The sequence below is a fragment of the Streptomyces sp. NBC_01410 genome (assembly GCF_045040195.1).
Lineage (GTDB): Bacteria > Actinomycetota > Actinomycetes > Streptomycetales > Streptomycetaceae > Streptomyces.
In genome coordinates this window covers 5,804,225-5,822,627 of sequence record NZ_CP109530.1, presented here as the reverse complement: position 1 = coordinate 5,822,627, position 18,403 = coordinate 5,804,225, and the positions used below count along the sequence as shown (strand labels likewise).

18 protein-coding genes and 1 riboswitch are annotated in these 18,403 nt (G+C 72.2%); of the genes, 11 read left to right on the top strand and 7 right to left on the bottom strand.

The features are described from left to right. Window positions 1-53 precede the first annotated feature (53 nt). A riboswitch (cobalamin riboswitch) is annotated at window positions 54-146 on the bottom strand. A gap of 131 nt (window positions 147-277) precedes the next feature. Genes cobG through OG741_RS26940 form a run of 3 tightly spaced genes read left to right on the top strand, consistent with a single transcriptional unit; the run spans window position 278 to window position 3,727 of the window. Further along, window positions 278-1,567, top strand: a complete 1,290-nt coding sequence (gene cobG / locus OG741_RS26950) for a precorrin-3B synthase (protein ID WP_405602066.1) — start codon at window positions 278-280, stop codon at window positions 1,565-1,567. A gap of 19 nt (window positions 1,568-1,586) precedes the next feature. Further along, window positions 1,587-2,213, top strand: a complete 627-nt coding sequence (locus OG741_RS26945; protein ID WP_405605797.1) for a precorrin-8X methylmutase — start codon at window positions 1,587-1,589, stop codon at window positions 2,211-2,213. Next, complete coding sequence (locus OG741_RS26940) at window positions 2,210-3,727, top strand: precorrin-2 C(20)-methyltransferase (RefSeq protein ID WP_405602064.1); 1,518 nt, start codon at window positions 2,210-2,212, stop codon at window positions 3,725-3,727. Before OG741_RS26945 ends, OG741_RS26940 begins: the two co-directional genes overlap by 4 nt. Here the strand turns inward: OG741_RS26940 and OG741_RS26935 are convergent. Further along, the gene (locus OG741_RS26935) at window positions 3,697-4,446 is read right to left on the bottom strand and encodes a cobalt-precorrin-6A reductase (protein WP_405602062.1); all 750 of its coding nucleotides are present in this window, start codon (window positions 4,444-4,446) and stop codon (window positions 3,697-3,699) included. The two genes, OG741_RS26940 and OG741_RS26935, sit on opposite strands and share 31 nt — an antisense overlap. Window positions 4,447-4,463: 17 nt before the next feature. Between OG741_RS26935 and OG741_RS26930 the strand changes: the two genes are divergently transcribed. Then, entirely contained in the window at window positions 4,464-5,579 is a 1,116-nt protein-coding gene (locus tag OG741_RS26930; RefSeq protein ID WP_405602061.1) for a cobalt-precorrin-5B (C(1))-methyltransferase, read from the top strand. Window positions 5,580-6,027: 448 nt separating this feature from the next. Then, entirely contained in the window at window positions 6,028-7,101 is a 1,074-nt protein-coding gene (locus OG741_RS26925) for a trypsin-like serine peptidase (RefSeq protein ID WP_405602058.1), read from the top strand. Window positions 7,102-7,175: 74 nt separating this feature from the next. On the opposite strand, the gene OG741_RS26920 is transcribed toward OG741_RS26925, so the two are convergent. From OG741_RS26920 to OG741_RS26905, 4 genes are all read right to left on the bottom strand, one after another. Next, on the bottom strand, window positions 7,176-7,448 hold the full coding sequence (locus OG741_RS26920; RefSeq protein WP_405602056.1) for a hypothetical protein: 273 nt from the start codon (window positions 7,446-7,448) through the stop codon (window positions 7,176-7,178). 421 nt (window positions 7,449-7,869) lie between these two features. Next, window positions 7,870-8,649 carry a precorrin-4 C(11)-methyltransferase gene (gene cobM / locus OG741_RS26915; RefSeq protein ID WP_405602054.1) on the bottom strand — a complete coding sequence of 260 codons (780 nt, stop codon included), beginning with the start codon at window positions 8,647-8,649 and terminating at the stop codon, window positions 7,870-7,872. After that, on the bottom strand, window positions 8,646-9,887 hold the full coding sequence (gene cbiE, locus OG741_RS26910) for a precorrin-6y C5,15-methyltransferase (decarboxylating) subunit CbiE (RefSeq protein WP_405602053.1): 1,242 nt from the start codon (window positions 9,885-9,887) through the stop codon (window positions 8,646-8,648). Before cbiE ends, cobM begins: the two co-directional genes overlap by 4 nt. Before the next feature lie 41 nt (window positions 9,888-9,928). Beyond that, window positions 9,929-10,819 (bottom strand): DUF2867 domain-containing protein, encoded by an 891-nt coding sequence (locus OG741_RS26905; protein ID WP_405602050.1) that lies wholly within the window; start codon window positions 10,817-10,819, stop codon window positions 9,929-9,931. Window positions 10,820-10,869: 50 nt separating this feature from the next. On the opposite strand from OG741_RS26905, the gene OG741_RS26900 reads away from it, so the two are divergent. Then, complete coding sequence (locus OG741_RS26900; protein WP_405602047.1) at window positions 10,870-11,439, top strand: TetR/AcrR family transcriptional regulator; 570 nt, start codon at window positions 10,870-10,872, stop codon at window positions 11,437-11,439. A 208-nt stretch (window positions 11,440-11,647) separates the two neighbouring features. Here the strand turns inward: OG741_RS26900 and OG741_RS26895 are convergent, their stop codons facing one another. After that, window positions 11,648-12,688 carry a Ku protein gene (locus tag OG741_RS26895; RefSeq protein WP_405602045.1) on the bottom strand — a complete coding sequence of 347 codons (1,041 nt, stop codon included), beginning with the start codon at window positions 12,686-12,688 and terminating at the stop codon, window positions 11,648-11,650. Between the two features lie 49 nt (window positions 12,689-12,737). Between OG741_RS26895 and ligD the strand changes: the two genes are divergently transcribed. The 3 genes from ligD (at window position 12,738) to OG741_RS26880 (ending at window position 15,012) form a co-directional block, all read left to right on the top strand. After that, entirely contained in the window at window positions 12,738-13,613 is an 876-nt protein-coding gene (ligD, locus tag OG741_RS26890) for a non-homologous end-joining DNA ligase (protein ID WP_405602043.1), read from the top strand. Continuing rightward, the gene (locus tag OG741_RS26885) at window positions 13,610-14,515 is read left to right on the top strand and encodes an RNA ligase family protein (RefSeq protein ID WP_405602040.1); all 906 of its coding nucleotides are present in this window, start codon (window positions 13,610-13,612) and stop codon (window positions 14,513-14,515) included. Before ligD ends, OG741_RS26885 begins: the two co-directional genes overlap by 4 nt. 65 nt (window positions 14,516-14,580) lie before the next feature. Beyond that, window positions 14,581-15,012 (top strand): DUF4440 domain-containing protein, encoded by a 432-nt coding sequence (locus OG741_RS26880; RefSeq protein WP_405602037.1) that lies wholly within the window; start codon window positions 14,581-14,583, stop codon window positions 15,010-15,012. Window positions 15,013-15,022: 10 nt separating this feature from the next. Here the strand turns inward: OG741_RS26880 and OG741_RS26875 are convergent, their stop codons facing one another. Continuing rightward, entirely contained in the window at window positions 15,023-15,829 is an 807-nt protein-coding gene (locus tag OG741_RS26875; RefSeq protein ID WP_266487356.1) for a nuclease-related domain-containing protein, read from the bottom strand. 114 nt (window positions 15,830-15,943) lie between these two features. On the opposite strand from OG741_RS26875, the gene OG741_RS26870 reads away from it, so the two are divergent. Together OG741_RS26870 and OG741_RS26865 are read left to right on the top strand one after the other, a co-directional pair. Continuing rightward, the gene (locus OG741_RS26870) at window positions 15,944-18,037 is read left to right on the top strand and encodes a HEAT repeat domain-containing protein (protein ID WP_405602034.1); all 2,094 of its coding nucleotides are present in this window, start codon (window positions 15,944-15,946) and stop codon (window positions 18,035-18,037) included. Beyond that, window positions 18,034-18,339 (top strand): zinc-ribbon domain-containing protein, encoded by a 306-nt coding sequence (locus OG741_RS26865; RefSeq protein WP_266487353.1) that lies wholly within the window; start codon window positions 18,034-18,036, stop codon window positions 18,337-18,339. Before OG741_RS26870 ends, OG741_RS26865 begins: the two co-directional genes overlap by 4 nt. Window positions 18,340-18,403 lie beyond the last annotated feature (64 nt).

Sequence of the window (18,403 nt, the reverse complement as noted above, 5' to 3'; positions counted from 1 at the left end):
GCGTGCGCAGGCCTTCCTCGGGGTGTCCGCGCCCCGGGCGGTGTGGACGGCAGGAGTTCCTGGCTCACCCGGTGTGGACCGGGCTCACAGTGGCGGGACCGCGCCGGATTCGCACCGGGCTTCCTCCATGTCGCCGTCGCAGGCGATGACGGGCCGGCCGGCCCGTCGCCTGAGCATAGTAGGGCTCGGGAGGCGGCTGGGCGGCGTGCGGCGGATGTGATGATCGGCGCAGGTGGGCGGGAGTGAGGTGGCAAGGGCGGTGGGTATGCTCGCCGCCATGCCGACCGCCCCAGGCCCCCGCGACGCCGGGGCGATACCCCCGAGCCGTGACCGTGGTGACGCCTGCCCCGGCACGCTGCGCCTCCACACGGCGGACGACGGCGCGCTGGCCCGGGTGCGGATTCCTGCGGGCACGCTGACCACCGGCCAGGCGCTGGCGCTGTGGGATGCGGCACAGCGGCTCGGCGACGGTTCGCTGCACCTCACCTCGCGCGGCAATGTACAGCTGCGCGGCCTCGGCGAGGGCTGCGGCGGGGAGCTGGCCGATGTGCTCGGCTCGGCGGGTCTGCTGCCCTCGCCCCGGCACGAGCGGGTGCGCAATGTCGTCGCCTCCCCGCTCTCCGGGCTCGACGGGCGAGGCGCGGCCGATGTGCGGCCCTGGGCACGGGAGTTGGACCGGCTGCTGTGCGCGAGCGAGGCGGCGACCGGGCTGTCGGGGCGTTTTCTGTTCGCGTTCGACGACGGCCGCGGGGATGTGGTGGCGCTGGGTGCGGACGTGACCGTGCAGGCGGTCGGCGCAGCGGATGCGGTGCTCCGGCTGGGTTCGGACGACGCGAGTGTGTCCGTACGCGGTGAAGACGCGCCGCGTGCCGCGCTGCTGGCCGCCGAGGCTTTCCTGGATGCCGCGCAGGGCAGCGGCACCCGCTGCTGGCGGGTGAGTGAACTGCCCGGCGGCACCGCCGAGTTGACGACCGAGGTGGCCTCGCGCCTGGCGGCGGACGGGATCTCCTGCACGCTCGTGACGGTGCCTCCCACGACGGTCGGCGATCCGCCCCCGCCGGGCGCGGTCAGGGACCCCGACGGGCGTACCACCGCACTGTCCGTCGTCGCGCCGCTCGGCGTGCTCACCGCCGCCCAGTGGCACGAACTGGCCACCGTGGCCGAGCACGACGGCAACGGCGAACTGCGGCTGACCCCTTGGCGCGGCGTAATCCTCCCCGGGGTCGAGGCCGCCGCCGCCCTCGCATCGGCCGGGCTCATCACCTCCCCCGCCTCCCCCTGGCTCGGCGTCGGCGCGTGCATCGGCCGGCCCGGCTGCGCCAAGTCCCTCGCCGACGTGCGGGCGGACGCGGCGAAGGCGCTCGGCGCAGGTCCTTCGAGCCTGCCCGTGTACTGGTCCGGCTGCGAACGCCGTTGCGGCCATCCGCACGGCGACTGGGTGGACGTCGTCGCGACCGCCGACGGCTACGACGTCTCCGTACACGGGGACGAGCCGTGCACCGGCATGCCCCCTTCCGAACTCGCCGCCATCGTGGCGGCTGCGCGCACGAGCGCCGTGACGCGTTGACGAAATGAGCGAGAGCACAGTGTTCGACTACGAGAAGGACGGCGCGGCGATCTACCGCCAGTCCTTTGCCACCATCCGCGCGGAAGCGGATCTCGCGGGGCTGCCCGCCGATGTCAGCCAGGTCGCGGTCCGGATGATCCACGCCTGCGGCATGGTCGACCTGGTACGCGATCTCTCGTTCACTCCGGACGTGGTGGCCCGCGCCCGCGAGGCCCTGCGCGGCGGGGCGCCGATTCTGTGCGATGTCGCCATGGTCGCCAGCGGGGTGACCCGTAAGCGGCTGCCCGCCGGAAACGACGTGGTGTGCACCCTGTCCGACCCGTCGGTCCCCGGCCTCGCGGCGAAGCTCGGAACCACCCGTAGCGCCGCGGCACTTGAGTTGTGGCGCGAGCGGATGGAGGGCGCGGTGGTGGCCGTCGGCAATGCGCCGACCGCGCTCTTCCGGCTGCTGGAGATGATCGAGGAGGGCGCCCCTCGCCCAGCCGCGGTCATCGGGGTGCCGGTCGGTTTCATCGGCGCGGCCGAGTCCAAGGACGCGCTTGCCGAACACCCCTCGGGTCTTGAGCACTTGGTGGTACGGGGACGCCGCGGCGGCAGCGCCATGGCCGCGGCCGCGCTCAACGCGATCGCGAGCGAGGAAGAGTGAGCAACGTCAACGCCACAGGCCGACTGTACGGAGTGGGGCTCGGGCCCGGCGATCCGTCCCTGATGACCGTACGTGCCGTCGAAGTCATCGCCGAGGCCGATGTGGTCGCGTACCACAGCGCCCGGCACGGCCGGTCCATCGCGCGCTCCATCGCGGCGAAGCATCTGCGCGCCGACCACATCGAGGAGGCGCTGGTCTATCCCGTCACCACGGAGACCACCGACCATCCCGGCGGCTACCGGGGCGCGATGGAGGAGTTCTACACCGAGGCCGCCGCCCGGCTGGCCGCGCATCTCGACGCGGGCCGCACGGTCGCCGTGCTGGCGGAGGGCGACCCGCTCTTCTACGGCTCGTACATGCACATGCACAAGCGCCTCGCGGACCGCTATCCGACCGAGGTGATACCCGGGGTGACTTCGGTGAGCGCCGCGGCCGCGCGGCTCGGAACACCGCTGGCCGAGGGCGAGGAGGTGCTGACGATCCTGCCCGGCACGCTGCCCGAGGAGGAGCTGACCGCGCGTCTCGCCTCGACGGACTGCGCGGTCGTGATGAAGCTGGGCCGCACCTTCCCCACGGTACGGCGGGCGATCGAGCGCTCCGGGCGGCTGGACGAGGCCCGCTATGTCGAGCGCGCCACCATGGCGGGCGAGCGCACGGGCCACCTGGCGGACGTGGAACCCGAGTCGGTGCCGTACTTCTCGGTCGCCGTGCTGCCGAGCCGTGTCGACGCGCCCGCGGTGGTACGGGAGCTGGGCGAGGTCGTCGTGGTCGGCACCGGTCCCGCGGGGCCTCTGTGGCTCACGCCCGAGACGCGTGGGGCGCTGGCCGCCGCGGACGATCTGGTCGGCTACACCACCTATCTGGACCGGGTGCCGGTACGCCCGGGCCAGCTGCGCCACGGCTCCGACAACAAGGTGGAGGCCGAGCGCGCCGAGTTCGCCCTCGATCTGGCCCGGCGCGGCAGGCGGGTGGCCGTCGTGTCCGGCGGCGACCCGGGTGTCTTCGCGATGGCCACCGCCGTGCTGGAGGCGGCGTCGCAGGACGCCTACAAGGACGTGCCGGTGCGGGTGCTGCCGGGGCTGACCGCCGCCAACGCGGCCGCGGCCCGCGCGGGCGCCCCGCTCGGCCACGACTACGCGACCCTCTCGCTCTCCGACCGGCTCAAGCCCTGGGAGGTCATCGCGGAACGGCTGCGCGCCGCCGCGGCGGCCGATCTGGTGCTCGCGCTCTACAACCCCGGCTCGCGCAGCCGGACCTGGCAGGTCGGCAAGGCCCGTGACCTGCTGCTCGAACACCGCTCCGCGGACACGCCGGTGGTGCTCGGCCGCGATGTCGGCGGGGCGCAGGAGAGCGTACGGATCGTGCGTCTCGGCGATCTCGATCCGGCCGAGGTGGACATGCGGACGATCCTGATCGTCGGCTCCTCGCAGACGCGGGTCGTACGGCGCGGAGACGGCGAGGAGATCGTCTGGACGCCGCGCCGCTATCCCGAGAGCCCCCAGGCGGAGAGCTGAGCCAGCCACGCGGCGGCCTCGTCCGGTGAGGCCGCCACCGGGACGCCCTCGGGGACCGGGGGCCGCCGGACCACCACGACCGGCAGCCCCACCTCACGGGCGGCGGTGAGCTTGGGTGCGGTGGCGGCCCCTCCGCTGTCCTTGGTGACCAGGACGTCGATGCGGTGACGGCGCAGCAGATCGCGCTCACCGTCGAGGGTGAAGGGGCCGCGGTCGAGCAGCACCTCCATGCGCGGCGGGTACGGAGCCTCCGGGGCGTCCACGGAACGCATGAGGAACCACAGGTTGTCCAGGTGGGCGAAGGCGGCGAGACCCATCCGGCCCGTCGTCAGGAACACCCTGCGGCCGAGCGCCGGGAGCACCGCCGCGGCCTGCTCCAGGGAGTCGGCCGGGTGCCAGTCGTCGCCGTCGGCCGCGACCCAGCCGGGCCTGCGCAGGGCCAGCAGGGGAACATGGGCCTCTGCGGCGGCGGACGCCGCGTTGAAACTGATCGTCCCGGCGAAAGGATGGGTGGCGTCGATGAGCGCGTCCACGTCGTGCTCCCGCAGCCACTGGGCCAGGCCCCCGGCTCCGCCGAACCCGCCGATACGGACGTCGCCCGCGGGAAGCCTCGGCGTGGCGACGCGGCCGGCCAGCGAGGTGGTCGTCCGTACGGTCGTGTGGAGCTCTTCCGCGAGCTGCCGTGCCTCGGTCGTCCCGCCGAGGATCAGTACGTGCATCGGGTCGTGGTCCGTTCATGGGTGAGGCGAAGGGCGGTCGCAGCGCCCAACTCAAGCACACCGGGCTGCGACACGGCTGGACCACCGGCGCGTGTGCGACCGCGGCCACCACGGCCGCGTACACGGCGCTCCTGACCGGCGACTTTCCCGATCCTGTGACGATCACCCTGCCCAAGGGGCAGACGCCGTCCTTCGCACTCGCGGCGGAGTCGCTCGCGGACGGGCGGGCCATGGCGGGCATCGTCAAGGACGCCGGCGACGACCCGGACGTCACGCACGGCGCGCTGATCCGCGCGACGGTACGGGTGCTGCCGCGCGGTTCCGGGGTGGTCTTCGCGGCCGGGCCGGGCGTCGGGACGATCACCCGGCCCGGGCTGCCGCTCGACGTCGGCGAGCCCGCGATCAACCCCGTGCCGCGCCAGATGATGCGCGAGCATGTCGCGCTCGTCGCCGGACGCTACGGCGGGACGGGCGACGTCGAGATCACGGTCTCCGTCGACCACGGCGAGGAGATCGCCCGCTCGACCTGGAACCCCCGGCTCGGGATTCTCGGCGGTCTGTCCATCCTCGGAACGACTGGCATCGTCGTGCCGTACTCCTGCTCGGCGTGGATCGACTCGATCCGGCGCGGGGTGGACGTGGCCCGGGCGGCGGGGCGCACGCACGTCGCGGGCTGCACGGGGTCGACGTCCGAGAAGACGGTCGTCGCGGAGTACGGCCTGCCGGAGGACGCGCTGCTGGACATGGGGGACTTCGCGGGCGCGGTGCTCAAGTACGTACGGCGGCACCCGGTCGACCGGCTGACCATCTGCGGCGGATTCGCCAAGCTGTCGAAGCTGGCGGCGGGTCATCTGGACCTGCACTCGGCGCGCTCGCAGGTCGACAAGGGCTTCCTGGCGGAACTGGCCCGGGCGGGCGGCGCGGACGAGTCCCTGGCGGCAGCCGTCTCCTCGGCGAACACGGGTCTGGCGGCACTCCAGTTGTGCACGGCGTCGGGCGTCCCGCTGGGCGACCTGGTGGCGGTCGCGGCGCGGGACGAGGCGTGGGGGGTGCTGCGGGGGGCGCCGGTGGTGGTGGACGTGATCTGCGTCGACCGCGCGGGGGTGGTGGTCGGCCGCAGCGGCCCGCGCTAGCCGGTCCCTGCGGGGCCTTCCCTCTGAGTGCGGGAAATCGGTCCCGTGCCGTATTGCAGTGCTTCCCCAACTGCCGTTGGTTGGCAGGCAATTGGGAGCGCTGACCCGTACCGGAAAACAGGGGCGCCCCCAGGCCATTGCAGAACACGCCGGGGCGCACGGTTGCAATCCGTGACCAGCCATTAGCGGCAAGCGTTCCCCGGCCCGTCGCGAATTCACCGGAATGCGGCGCACCGACCGCCGACCGGAACAGCCGAAACGGCCGGAGCAATCACCGAAGATCCGACGCGTCATCACGAAGTGCTCACAGCAAGGAGATTCAAAGGAGTTCCGCTTTTTCCTCATTTCTTCTCGCGGTTGCATTTGCTTGATCACCTGTGATTCTCTGCGACGCCATCAAGATCAACTACCTTTCGGAGGAAGTCCGTTGCGTCGCCGATTCCTTGCCGTGTCCCTCTCGGCAGCTGCCGTCGCCCTCACTCTCAGCCCGTCCACGGCGCATGCCGACAACCGCCCCGCCCAAGGCACGCAGTCCGGTGTCTCGACAGCCGCCGAATCCGCCTCCGTAAAGGAGATCCGGGCCCACTGGACGCCGGAGCGGATGCGCCAGGCGCTCCGCAACGACCTCGCGCTGCCGAAGTCCTCGCAGGGGGCGGAGCGCTCTTCCTCCCGCAGCGGCATACCGCCGAAGGCGGGTGCGCGGTCGGCGCACGCGGCGTCGCCGTCCACCACGTCCACCACCTCCACCCAGTTCATGACCAGTGCCGCGGCCGCTGATGAGATATCCGTCGCGCAGGAGGTGCCGTACACCACCGCCCCGCAGTACGCCCTGGTGGGACGGCTGTTCTTCGACGACCCCACGGGCGCCCCGCACACGTGCAGCGCTTCCTCGATCGTCGCCAACAACAAGAACACCCTGTGGACCGCGGGACACTGCATCCACATGGGCGACGGCACGGGGGACGCGGGGTGGATGAAGAACTTCATGTACATACCCGGCTACCGGGACGGCAACGGCCCGCTCGGGGCATGGGCCGTGAAGACGAAGATCACGCCGAACTCCTGGATGGAGAGCGGTGACCTGAAGGGCTCCGACTACGCGGCCCTGGTGCTGGACCCGCACCCGACGCACGGCAATCTGCAGGACAGGGTGGGCGCTTTCGGCTACCTGTTCGCCTCGAACGTCACCGACTACAGCGACGTCTACTCGGCGGGCTACCCCGGAAAGGGCTACAACCGGACGGATTTCACCGGTGAGCGAATGATGTTCTGCTACGGAAACACCGTGGACGCCGGACCGTGGAACCCGCTGGACGACCGGCTGTCCATGGACTGCGACATGGGCGAGGGTTCGTCCGGCGGCTCGATGGTCCACGGCAAGAATTCCACCAATCCGCAGATCGTCGGTGCAATCAGCCATCACGAGGCGGACGGGAACGGCAACCGCATCTCGAACGACCAATTCTCGTCCATTCACGACTCGCAGGCCGGGAACGTGATCGACGCGGCCAACGCCGCCTGATCCACTTCACACAGAGGAACGTGGCCCAGCACCGGGCCACGTTCCTCTCAGGCGTGATCCCGCCGGGCCGGGGATCAGCTCGGCTCGGCGTATTTCGCCCGCTCCGACGTCCAGGCGTCCATGATCTCCTGGGTCGTCATCCGGTCCGCTTCGGCGGGGAGCTCCCGGCCGGACTTCGCGAGTTCGGCCTCCCACAGGCGTATGTAGTCGGCGCGGCTCTTCTTCGGCTCGGAACGCACGGTCACCCCGGTATCCGGTGTCGCGAGGTAGTGGACGGCTGCGGCGCCGCCGGCGAGTGCTGTACCGGCGAGGAACGCCACGGCGGCCACGGTGCGGCGAGTGGGCATGGGAGGGGGTCCTTGTCTGTCGTGCAGGCGGCGGAGCAGGGATGCCAACGGGCCCCGGGGGATACGTAACCGGCTTCCCAGGCCCCACGCTATCGACTTCCGTCGGCATCATGCACATGCCCAGACGGCAGATCCAGCTCCGCGCGGACCGTGGGCGGGACCAGCTCCTCGACCGTCGCCGCGGCGGCGCTGACCCTCTCGCGGGAGGCGACCGACTCCACCCGGAAATGGCGCCCCCGTCCGGAGGGCCGGGTTGGGAACACACGGCGCAAAGTGCCGCGCCCGGGGGCGTGGGGCGTCAGCCCCCGCGAACCCTCCCCTCCCTCAAGGGGGCTGGGGGCCTCGCCCCCCAGTTTCGGGATGGGGGTACCTCCCACGGCCGCCAGGCGGCAGGGGGAGGGCGAGGCTGGGGAGAACCCCCTCACGCCACCGGCGCACCCGGCACCGGCGCGCACGGCTCGTGCCTCTCCCGGTCACGCGAGTACAAATGGCTGTCGCGGAACTGCGACGCCCCCAGCGTCCGGCCCACCATGATCACCGCCGTCCGCAGGATCCCCGCCGACTTCACCTGGTCCGCGATGTCCGCGAGGGTGCCGCGCAGGATCAGTTCGTCCGGGCGGCTCGCCATCGCGACCACCGCCGCGGGGCAGTCGGAGCCGTAGTGCGGCTCCAGCTCCTCGACCACCCGGTCCACGTACCGCGCGGCCAGGTGCAGCACGATCAGCGCGCCGCTGCGGCCGAGCGTCGCCAGGTCCTCGCCCTCGGGCATGGCCGTCGCGCGGTTGGCGATCCTGGTGAGGATGACGGTCTGACCGACCGTCGGGACAGTCAGCTCCCGCTTCAGCGCGGCCGCGGCCGCGGCGAAGGCCGGAACGCCCGGCACGACCTCGTACGGCACCCCCGCCGCGTCCAGGCGGCGCATCTGTTCGGCGGCGGCGCTGAAGACGGACGGGTCGCCGGAGTGCAGCCGGGCCACGTCGAGACCCGCCTCGTGGGAGCGGATCAACTCGGCTGTGATCTCGTCCAGGTTGAGCTGCGCCGTGTCCACCAGACGCGCGTCCGGCGGGCATTCGGCGAGCAGTTCGCGCGGGACGAGGCTGCCGGCGTACAGGCAGACCTGGCAGGAGGCGAGCGTACGGGCGCCGCGCACCGTGATCAGGTCGGCGGCGCCGGGGCCGGCGCCGATGAAGTACACGGTCATCGTTGATCTCCTGATTTGGTGACGGACCACTGGGTGACCGGCATCGCCTGCCGCCAGCCGGTGAAGCCGCCCACGGGGACGGCGTGCGCCACCGCGAGGCGTACCAGCTCGCCGCCGTGGCGGCGGTACCGGTCGGCGAGCAGCGCCTCTGACTCGAGGGTGACCGTGTTGGCGACGAGGCGCCCGCCCGCGGGCAGCGCCTCCCAGCAGGCTTCGAGCAGCCCGGGCACGGTCAGCCCGCCGCCCACGAACACGGCGTCCGGCGTGGGGAGTTGGGCGAGCGCCTCGGGCGCGGCGCCGGTGACGACGCGCAGCCCGGGCACACCGAGCCGCTCGGCGTTGAGGGCGATGCGGGCGGCGCGTACCGCGTCGCGTTCGACGGTGACGGCCCGGCACGAGCGGTGCGTACGCATCCACTCGACCGCGATGGAGCCGGAGCCGCCGCCGATGTCCCACAGCAGCTCGCCGGGCGCCGGCGCGAGCGCGCCGAGGGTCGCGGCGCGCACATGGCGTTTGGTGAGCTGGCCGTCGTGTTCGTACGCGGCGTCCGGCAGCCCCGGTACGGCGCCGAGCCGCAGACTGCCCGGCGCGCGGCGGCAGTCGACGGCGATGACGTTCAGCGGGTCGCCGGGCGGGCGGTTCCATGTCTGTGCCGTGCCCTCGGTCTGCTCTTCGCGCTCCCCGCCGAGCTGTTCGAGGACCCGCATCCGGCTCGCCCCGAAGCCCCGCTCGCACAGGAAGGCCGCGACCTCGCCCGGAGTCGCGGCCCCGGCGCTGAGGACGAGCAGCCGCCGCCCGTCGTACAGGGCCGCCCCGAGCCGCGCGGTGGGCCTGCCGACGAGCGTGACGACCTCGGTGTCCTCCAGCGGCCAGCCGAGGCGCGCGCAGGCGTACGACACGGACGAGGGGTGCGGCAGGACGTGCGGGACGCCGGGGCCGAGCGCTTCGGTCAGGGCCCGGCCGATGCCGTAGAACATGGGGTCGCCGCTCGCGAGCACCGCGACGCGGCGCCCGGCGTGGGCCGCGAGCAGCCCGGGCACGGCGGGCCGCAGCGGCGACGGCCAGGCCACCCGCTCGCCCGCACAGGCGGGTGGCAGGAGTTCCAGCTGCCGCGGTCCCCCGATGACGACCTCGGCGTCCAGCAGGGCACGCTGCGAGGCGGCGGGGAGCCCGTCCCAGCCGTCGGCTCCGATCCCGACGACGGTGACGGCCGGTGCGGTGGGGGAAACGGGACTCACGGACGGACACCTCGGGTACGGGGAGAGCTCGAAGGCGCACTCTACTGGGCGGGCGTTTGCGCACGTAGCGGGGCCGGAGGGGCCGCGAAGGCCACGCGGCGGTGGGCGCGGCGGAGCATCCTGCGGGCCACCGGCGGGTGGATGCGGCGGATCACCGCGAAGTAGAGCCTGCCGCGCCAGTTGTGGGTCTTGACGACGGTGGTGAGCGTGACCTTGTCGTCGGCTATCAGGACCGAGGCGCGGAAGTCGAGGTGGCCGGCGTCCTCGCCGAGCAGCAGCTCGTTCGGGGCGCTCGCCCTGACCTCGAACGGGAGGACATCGCGCCAGGCGTGCGGGTCGCGGGGCATGCCCGGGTCCAGGGGGATCGCGCACGCGTCCGCGAAGTCCGGGACGGGAAGGGCCTGATGGGCCAGCTCGGCCCCGGCCGGGACAGCTGTCGCCTTCGGCCGGTCCCGGACGAGGCTGTGCAGGAAACGGGCCCGACGGGACCAGCGGTGGGGCCGGGTCAGGGTGCCGGGCGTGGCGGCGCGCTCGATGTTGTCGAAGAGCTCTTCGATCATGGTGTCGTGCAGGGGGCGGATCACCAGGGTCCACAGCAGCCGGGACTTGAGGCCCTGTTGCTGTTCGAGGACATGGCGGACCCGGCAGCTGCCCGAGTCCACGGGCTCCGTCGTGAGGGCATGGAAGCCGTTGGAGGGCGGGGTGAAGTCGAAGCGGATGCTGCGGCCGGGGTCGTACGCACCGACCGAGTAGCGGACGAAACCGTGACCGCCGTCCGAGCCGACGCCCAGGGGACGATCGAAAAGGATGGGCGGCCAGACCGGGCTGGGGCTGAGCGGGTCGTCCGGGGACGAGATGCGGTCGAGCAGGGCGCCGACCACTTCCGCCGGGGCTGCGACCTGTCGTTCGTGAACGTTCCGCACTGTGCGCATCCCGACCTCCATACGGTGGCGTATGTTTCACCATACGGTAGCGTATGGACATGGCGCAGGCACGCAGGAGACTCACGGCACACGACTGGGCCGACGCGGCACTCGCCGCCATCGGGGAACGCGGGCTCGCCGCCGTCGCCGTGGAGCCGCTCGCCACGCGGCTCGGCACGACCAAGGGCAGCTTCTACTGGCACTTCGCCAACCGGGACGCGCTGATCGCGGCGGCGCTGGGGCGGTGGGAGGAGATCCACACCGAGCAGATCATCACCGAGATGGAGACCGAGCCCGACCCGGAGCGGCGGCTGCGCGGGCTCCTCACGAAGGCGATCGCGACGGCGGCGGAGGATCCCCTGGAGGTGTCACTGCTCGCCACGGCCGATCATCCGCAGGTGGCGGCCGCGATCGAACGGGTGACGAAGCGGCGCGTGGGGTATGTGGCGCACCTCTTCGAGGAGTTGGGCTTCGAACCTGAGGAGGCGCGGCGGCGGGGGCTGCTCGCGTACGCGGCCTATCTGGGCCACACGCAGCTGAGCCATGCGGTGCCGCAGGCGCTGCCGGTGGGGGTGGAGCGGGGCGTGTACCTGGAGTCGGTGATGGACACGCTGCTCCGACGCGGTTAGCCGCTGCGCATGGCGCTTTCCCCACCCCGCCCTGCCGCTACGGCCTGGCGGCCATGTCCTCAAACGCCGGACGGGCTGAATTTCAGCCCGTCCGGCGTTTGAGGACCGGGGTCGGGGCGGAGCCCGGTTCGGGATGGGGGTACCTCCCACGGCCGCCAGGCCGTAGGGGGAGGGCGGGGTGGGGAACAAGCCCGCCGCAGGCGCACCGTCAGGCCGAGGCGTGCTTCCTCGGGGTCGTCTTCTTCGGGGTGGACTTCTTCGCCGCCGCCGTCTTCTTCGTTGCCGCCGCCGACTTCGTCGACTTCGCGCTCGTGGTCTTCTTCGCGGCCGTCTTCTTCGCCGCCCCCGTCGTCGACTTCTTCGCACCCGCCGCCGCCTTGGGCGCGCTCGCCGCCCGCTTGCGCCCCTTGATGGGCGTGACCTCGGCGTCCTCCCCGCCGGCTTCGCCGCCCGCCCCGCTCGCCCCGCTCGCCCCGCGCGCCTCCTGCGCCGCCCGTACGCTGCTCTCCAGCGCCGCCATCAGGTCGATGACCTGGCCGCCGCCCTCCGCAGGGGCCGCCTCGGGGAGCACTCCGCCCTCCACCTTCGCGGTGATCAGCTGTTCCATCGCCGCCCGGTAGTCGTCGTGCAGGGACGACAGCTCGACCTCGCCGAGCGTGTTCATCAGCGCGTCGGCCAGGTCGAGTTCGGCCTCCCGGACCTTCACGTCGGTCTCCGGGGCCACGCCCTCCGGTGTGCGGATCTCGTCCGGCCAGAGCAGCCCGTGCATGGCGATCACGTCGTCGACGACACGCAGCATGCCCAGCCGCTCACGCCCGCGCAGGGCGAACTTGGCGAGAGCGACCTTCTGGCTGCGCCTGAGCGCCTCCCGCAGCAGTGTGTACGGCTTGGTGGCGGGGACCCCGTTCGCCGACAGGTAGTACGCCGCGTCCATCTGGAGCGGATCGATCGACGACGCGGGCACGAACGCGACGATCTCGATCGTCTTCGCCGTGTGCAGCGGGAGCACCGCCAGGTCCTCGTCCGTGATCGGGATGAGCGATCCGTCCGCGTCCTCGTATCCCTTGCCGATCTCCGAGGGCGGCACTTCCTTCTCCTCCAGCTCGCAGACCTTGCGGTAGCGGATCCGGCCGCCGTCGGCGGTGTGGATCTGGCGGAAGGAGATGGAGTGGTTCTCGGTGGCGTTCATCAGCTTGATCGGGATGCTGACCAGACCGAAGGAGATCGCGCCGTTCCATATGGATCGCACGTTTGATCCCTTTCATCCGAAATTTTGGGATTCGTGGGATTCTCATCGTATGACGCCGATCACGGAGGTGGAGGGGCGGCGCCTCGCGCTCACCAACCTGGAGAAGGTCCTCCACCCGGCCACCGGGACCACCAAGGGCGAGATCCTGCACTACTACGCCACCACGGCCGGTGCGATCCTGGCCCATCTGCACAACCGGCCGCTGTCCTTCCTCCGGTATCCCGACGGCCCGGACGGCCAGCTGTTCTTCACCAAGAACCCGCCGCCCGGTACACCGTCCTGGGTACGGACGGTCGCGGTGCCGCGCTCCGAGGAAAAGCACGCGCACCAGGTCGTCGTCGACGATCTGGCGTCGCTGATCTGGGCGGCGAACCTGGTGGTGGAGTTCCATACGCCCCAGTGGCAGGCGGACGAGCCGGGGATCGCCGACCGCATGGTCTTCGACCTGGACCCGGGCGCCCCGGCGACGATCGTCGAGTGCTGCGCCGTGGCGCTCTGGCTGCGGGAGCGGCTGGCGGCGGACGGCCTGCTCGCGTATGCCAAGACCTCGGGCTCCAAGGGGCTGCATGTCCTCGTGCCGCTGGAGCCGACCCCCTCGGAGAAGGTCTCGGCGTACGCGAAGAGCCTGGCCGTCGAGGGCGAGGCCGAGCTGCCGGGGCTGATCCTGCACCGTATGACGCGCTCCCTGCGGCCCGGCAAGGTCTTCGTGGACCACAGTCAGAACTCCTCCAAGAAGACCACCGCCACCCCCTACACGCTGCGCGCCCGCACCGAGCCGACCGTGTCCGCGCCCGTCACCTGGGAGGAGGTCGAGGCGCACGAGAACCTCGTCTTCCGGATCGGCGACATCGGGCCACGGCTGGAGCGGTACGGGGATCTGCTCGGCCCGCTCATCAATCTCAACCGCGCCAGGCCCCTGCCGTGAGCGTGCCGCGCCCGCCGCTGAGGGTCGCGCTCGCCGAATCGGTGAGCGTGCTGCCGCGCGGGCAGGGCCTGGCGTACGAGCCGAAGTTCGACGGCCACCGGATGGTGATCTTCCGGGTCGGCGGCACGGTGCTGCTGCAGGCCCGTTCGGGACGGATCGTCACGGCCGCGTTCCCCGATCTCGCGGACGCGGCACAGCAATTGCCGGAGGGCACAGTGCTGGACGGGGAGGTGGTCGTGTGGAAGGACGGCCGTACCGACTTCGCCTCCGTACAGAAGCGCGCCGCCGCCACACCGGGGCGGGCTCCCGCTCTCGCACGCAGGCTGCCCGCCTCGTACGCCGCCTTCGATCTGCTGGCCGAGGGCGGCGAGGACCTGCGCCTTTCGGCGTACGAGAAGAGGCGCGCGCGGCTGGTCGCGCTGCTCGGCCCGCTCGGGCCGCCGCTCCAGCCCGTACCGATGACGCTGGACGCAGACGAGGCGGCGACCTGGTTCGAGACGCTGCCCGAGATCGGCGTCGAGGGTCTGGTGGTCAAACGGCTGGACCAGACGTACAAGAGCGGCACGCGCGCGTGGCGCAAGCTTCGGCACACCTCCGCGCGCGATGCGGCGGTCGTCGGCTTCACCGGGCCTCGGACGCGGCCCGCCGCGCTGGTCCTCGTGCTGCCGGACGACGACACCCCCGTCGTCTCCAGCCCGCTGACTCCGGCGCTGCGGGCGCGGGCCGCGGCCGCGCTCACCTCGCTGACCAGTACGAACACCGGCACCGCGACAGCGCTCGGCGTGGGCGAGGTCGAGTACCGGAGGGTCGAGTCAGGCCTGGCGGCGGAGGTGGAGCAGGGCACGACGCGGCACACGGTCACCACCGTGCTGCGACTGCGACTGCCCGAGGATCGTGATTAATCAAGTTTGACTAGTGCGGGGGCAGGGGATACGGCCAAACGCGTAGTCAAGTTTGAGGAGACAGCGTGACCCTTCTGCCCGACGCCGGATACACCCCCACCGCCGAAGAGCTCGCGAGCATCCAGGACTGGTTCGCGGCGTACGACGCGCACAGCGCCAAGCGCGAGGTCGAGCGCATGGCGGACCTCGCCGTCTTCCCGCTCAACCTGGTCAGCGACGACTCGGCGGGCAACGGCGCCTCGGCCCAGTGGGACCGGCGGCAGTTCATCGAGACGATGAGCCAGGTGATGGGCGAGGGCAGCGACGACATCGCCTTCGAGTCGACGCGTACGCCCGTCTTCCTCTCCCCCGCAATGGCCGTCGTCTTCACCGACTCGACGATGACCATGGACGGCCGCACCCGGCAGCTGCGCTACGCCGACGTGCTGATCAGGCGCGACGGACAGTGGGCGTTCCAGACCATGCTGCAGAGCGGCTGGGGCGACAACCTCCGCTGACACCCCCTGGCTATGCCCGGAGCCAGGTGCGCCGGTCCCGCGCCGTCGCGTACAGCGCCTCGATGTCCGCCGGTTTGAGGACGCCGCCGAGCCTGGCCAGCGCGGGCACTTCGTCGTCGCGGATGATCCGTATGTCGGGCGGCACGGGCAGTACGTCGAGCCGCGCCGCCCCGACCACGGCGAGCACCGGGCGCACCGCCGCCGCCAGCGCGAGGGTGGCGCGCTCGGCCCGGCGGCGGGTCAGCCGCAGCAGCGGCGCCGGCCCGCCGCGTCCGGCCCGCACCATCGGGTCGGCGATCCGCACCTTGAGCCGGCGGGCCGCCAGGGTGTGCACGGCCAGCAGTCCGCCCGGGCCGACGGCCAGATGGTCGATGCGGTCGGCGCCCGGCAGCGGCACCGAGTGGAGGATCCGCCAGCCCGCGCCCTCCAGCCGGTCGAGCGCTTCGCCGAGCAGCTGCTCGGCGGCGATCTGGACGCGCCGCGGGTCCTGCCGGAAGCGGCGGGCGGCGCCCGCGGGCAGCGAGTCGAGCTCGACCAGGAGCCCTTCGCCGGGCCGGTTGGGGGCCAGGTCGTCGTCCGGGTGGAGGGACAGCCGGGCAAGGTCGGCGGAGGTGGGAACGGGCGGCGGTCCGATGCTGACGTCGCCGGTCAGATAGGGGGCGAGGGCAGACAGCACATCGGCGCGGTGGCGCTCGGAGACCAGACTGACCCGGCCGCTGTCCCTGTCGTACCAGGCGACGTTGCGGCCGTCCGGGAGGCTGACGTACAGCCGGTCCCGGCCCTGCCTGCGTGCGGGTGTCACGCGAAGTCTCGTCATGCCACCACCCCTCGACCATGGGAACAGCCAGGGGGCCTTCGGGGCAATATCCACGCGATGCCGAGAGGTGGTGCACACTCTCCCCAAGCGCAAGGTTTTCGGGAGGGGGCAAGCGTGTTCGGGGGGATCCACGAGGTCGACTGGGCAGCACTGGGGCACGCCTACGGTCCGGCGGACGATGTTCCGCAGATGCTGTACGCACTGGCGTCGGCGGACCCGGACGACCGCGAGACGGCCCTCGACAGCATGTACGGAGCGGTGCACCACCAGGGCGATGTGTACGACTCGACGCTCGCCTGCATTCCCTTCCTCCTCGAACTCGTGGCGAATCCGGCGGTCCAGGACCGCGGCGGCATCGTCGAGTTGCTGACCAGCATCGGCAGCATCGATCTGGACGACGACGAACTGGACCCGGAGGACGAGGAGTTCGAGTACGCCGCCAACTACGCGATGGCCGCGTCCGCCGTGACCGCCGGCGCGGACGTCTTTCTGGCGCTGCTCGACGCCGAGGACCGCGGGCTGCGGCTGGCCGCTCCGCTCGCCCTCGCGACCCTGCACAGCGATCCCGGGCTGGTGCTCACCCTGCTGCGGGAGCGGCTCGGCGCGGAGCCCGACGAGGAGGTGCGTTTCGCCTGCGTCGAGGCCGGGGGCCGGATAGCGCTGCGGCACGGCCGGCTCGCCCCCGAAGTGGTGGAGTGGCTACTGGGGCTGACTCGGGCGCCGTCCGCACCGGGGCTGCGGCTGGCCGCGCTCGCGCAGCTCGCCCGCTGCGCGCCGGACGCCCTGCCCGCCGATGTGGTGCCGGGGGTGACGGCGCTGCTGCGTGAGCTGCGTGCCGAGCCGGTGACCGCGTCCCCCCTCGCGGAGCCCGTGCCCGAACGGCCGCCCGCGCCGACCCTGCTGGGGCGGCTGCGCGAGGCCCACGAGGCGGACACGGTGGGCCGTGGCACACCCTGGACCGCGGATCTGCTGCGGACACTGCACTCCGGTCTCGGCGATCGCGTGGACGACCGGATCGCCCTGCTCGTCGACCAGTTGTGCAGCCCCGACTGGGGGCAGCGGATCGATGCCGTACGGATGAGCAGCGGGTTGCTGAGGACCTGGCGCGGTGCCTACTCAGAGCTGGTCGGCCTGATCGGTGAGCAGCTCGCCGACCCGGAGAAACGTCTCGCCGACGCGGCCGCCGACACCCTCGGGGAGCTGTTCTGCCTGGCCGCGCCCGCCGCCGACGCGCTGGCCGACCGGGTGGCCGCCGACCCCGATGCCTGGGTGCGTCACTGGCAGAGCGGGCCACCCTCGCTGGGCGCCGCGGTCTCGGCGCTGGCGCGGGCGGGCGACCGGCGGGCCGTGCCGGTGCTGGCGCGGACGCTGGACCTTCCCGAGCCGCCGCACGACCTGGGCTACGCGCTGGACCATCTGGGCGCGGCGGCGGCCCCGCTGGCACCGGCGTTGCGGCGCAGGCTCGGCGAGATCGAGCTGGACGAGCGGCTCTTCGACCGGGCCGGTCCGCTGTTGTACGGGCTGACGGCGCTGCGGGCCGCCGAGGCGGCGCCCGAGGTGCTGCGGGTGCTGCGGGGCGCGCCCGACTACCGCAGGGAGTGGGTCGCCGAGTCGGCGCTGCGGGCGCTGACCGCCTTCGGCCCCGCGGCGGCGGACGCGATACCGGACCTGCGGGCGCTGCTGCGCTCGGTCGGCGTCGGCTCCGGCTTCTCGGCGTCGCTCGCGGCGAGGACGGCGGGCGCGCTGTGGGCGGTCGAGGGTGATGCCGGGGCCGTACTGCCCGTGCTGTGTTCCGCGCTGTCCGAGGCGGACCCCGCAGGACGGCGCTCGGCGGCAACGGCGCTCGGCGCGCTGGGCCCGGCGGGCGAGAAGGCAGCGCCCGCGCTGCGTGAACTGCTGGGGGCGGGCGAGCCGTGGACCCGGGTGGACGCGGCGATCGCGCTGTGGCGGGTGACGCGCGATCCCGGGCGGGCATGGCCGGTGCTGCTCTCGTCCTGGGAGCAACTGCCCACCACCAGGGCCGCGATCGCCCAGTGCCTGACCGAATTGCCGGTCGAGGGGGCGGAGCGCATTCTGCGCGAGGAGCTCCATTCCGTACGACGTCACAATGCGATCGACGGCGGATACGGCAGTCATGACATCTTTACCGACGAGAAGCTGCTGGCCCTGTGCCGGCGGGCGTTGACGAGGGAGAGACCAAGAGCATGATCATCTTTGGCAGCAGGGGCTACCTCTACCAGCTGGCGATACTCACGCTGGTGTGCGGGCACTGCGGCAATCCGTCCGCCCACACGCTGAGGAAGTACGTCACCAAGTTCACGCTGTTCTTCATCCCGCTGTTCCCGTTCTCGACGAAGTTCTCGACGCAGTGCACCTTCTGCGGCATGGAGCAGCGGATCACCAAGGAGCAGGCGGAGCAGCTTCAGGCGCAGGCCGCGGGCATTCAGCCGCAGGCGCAGGGATACGGGCAGCCGCAGCAGCAGCCCGGTCAGCAGCCGTACCAGCACTGACGGGCCCGGGGGGAGGCCGGCCGGGCGCCGGCCCTCTCGGTAGAGCATCATCTGTAAAGCCGTA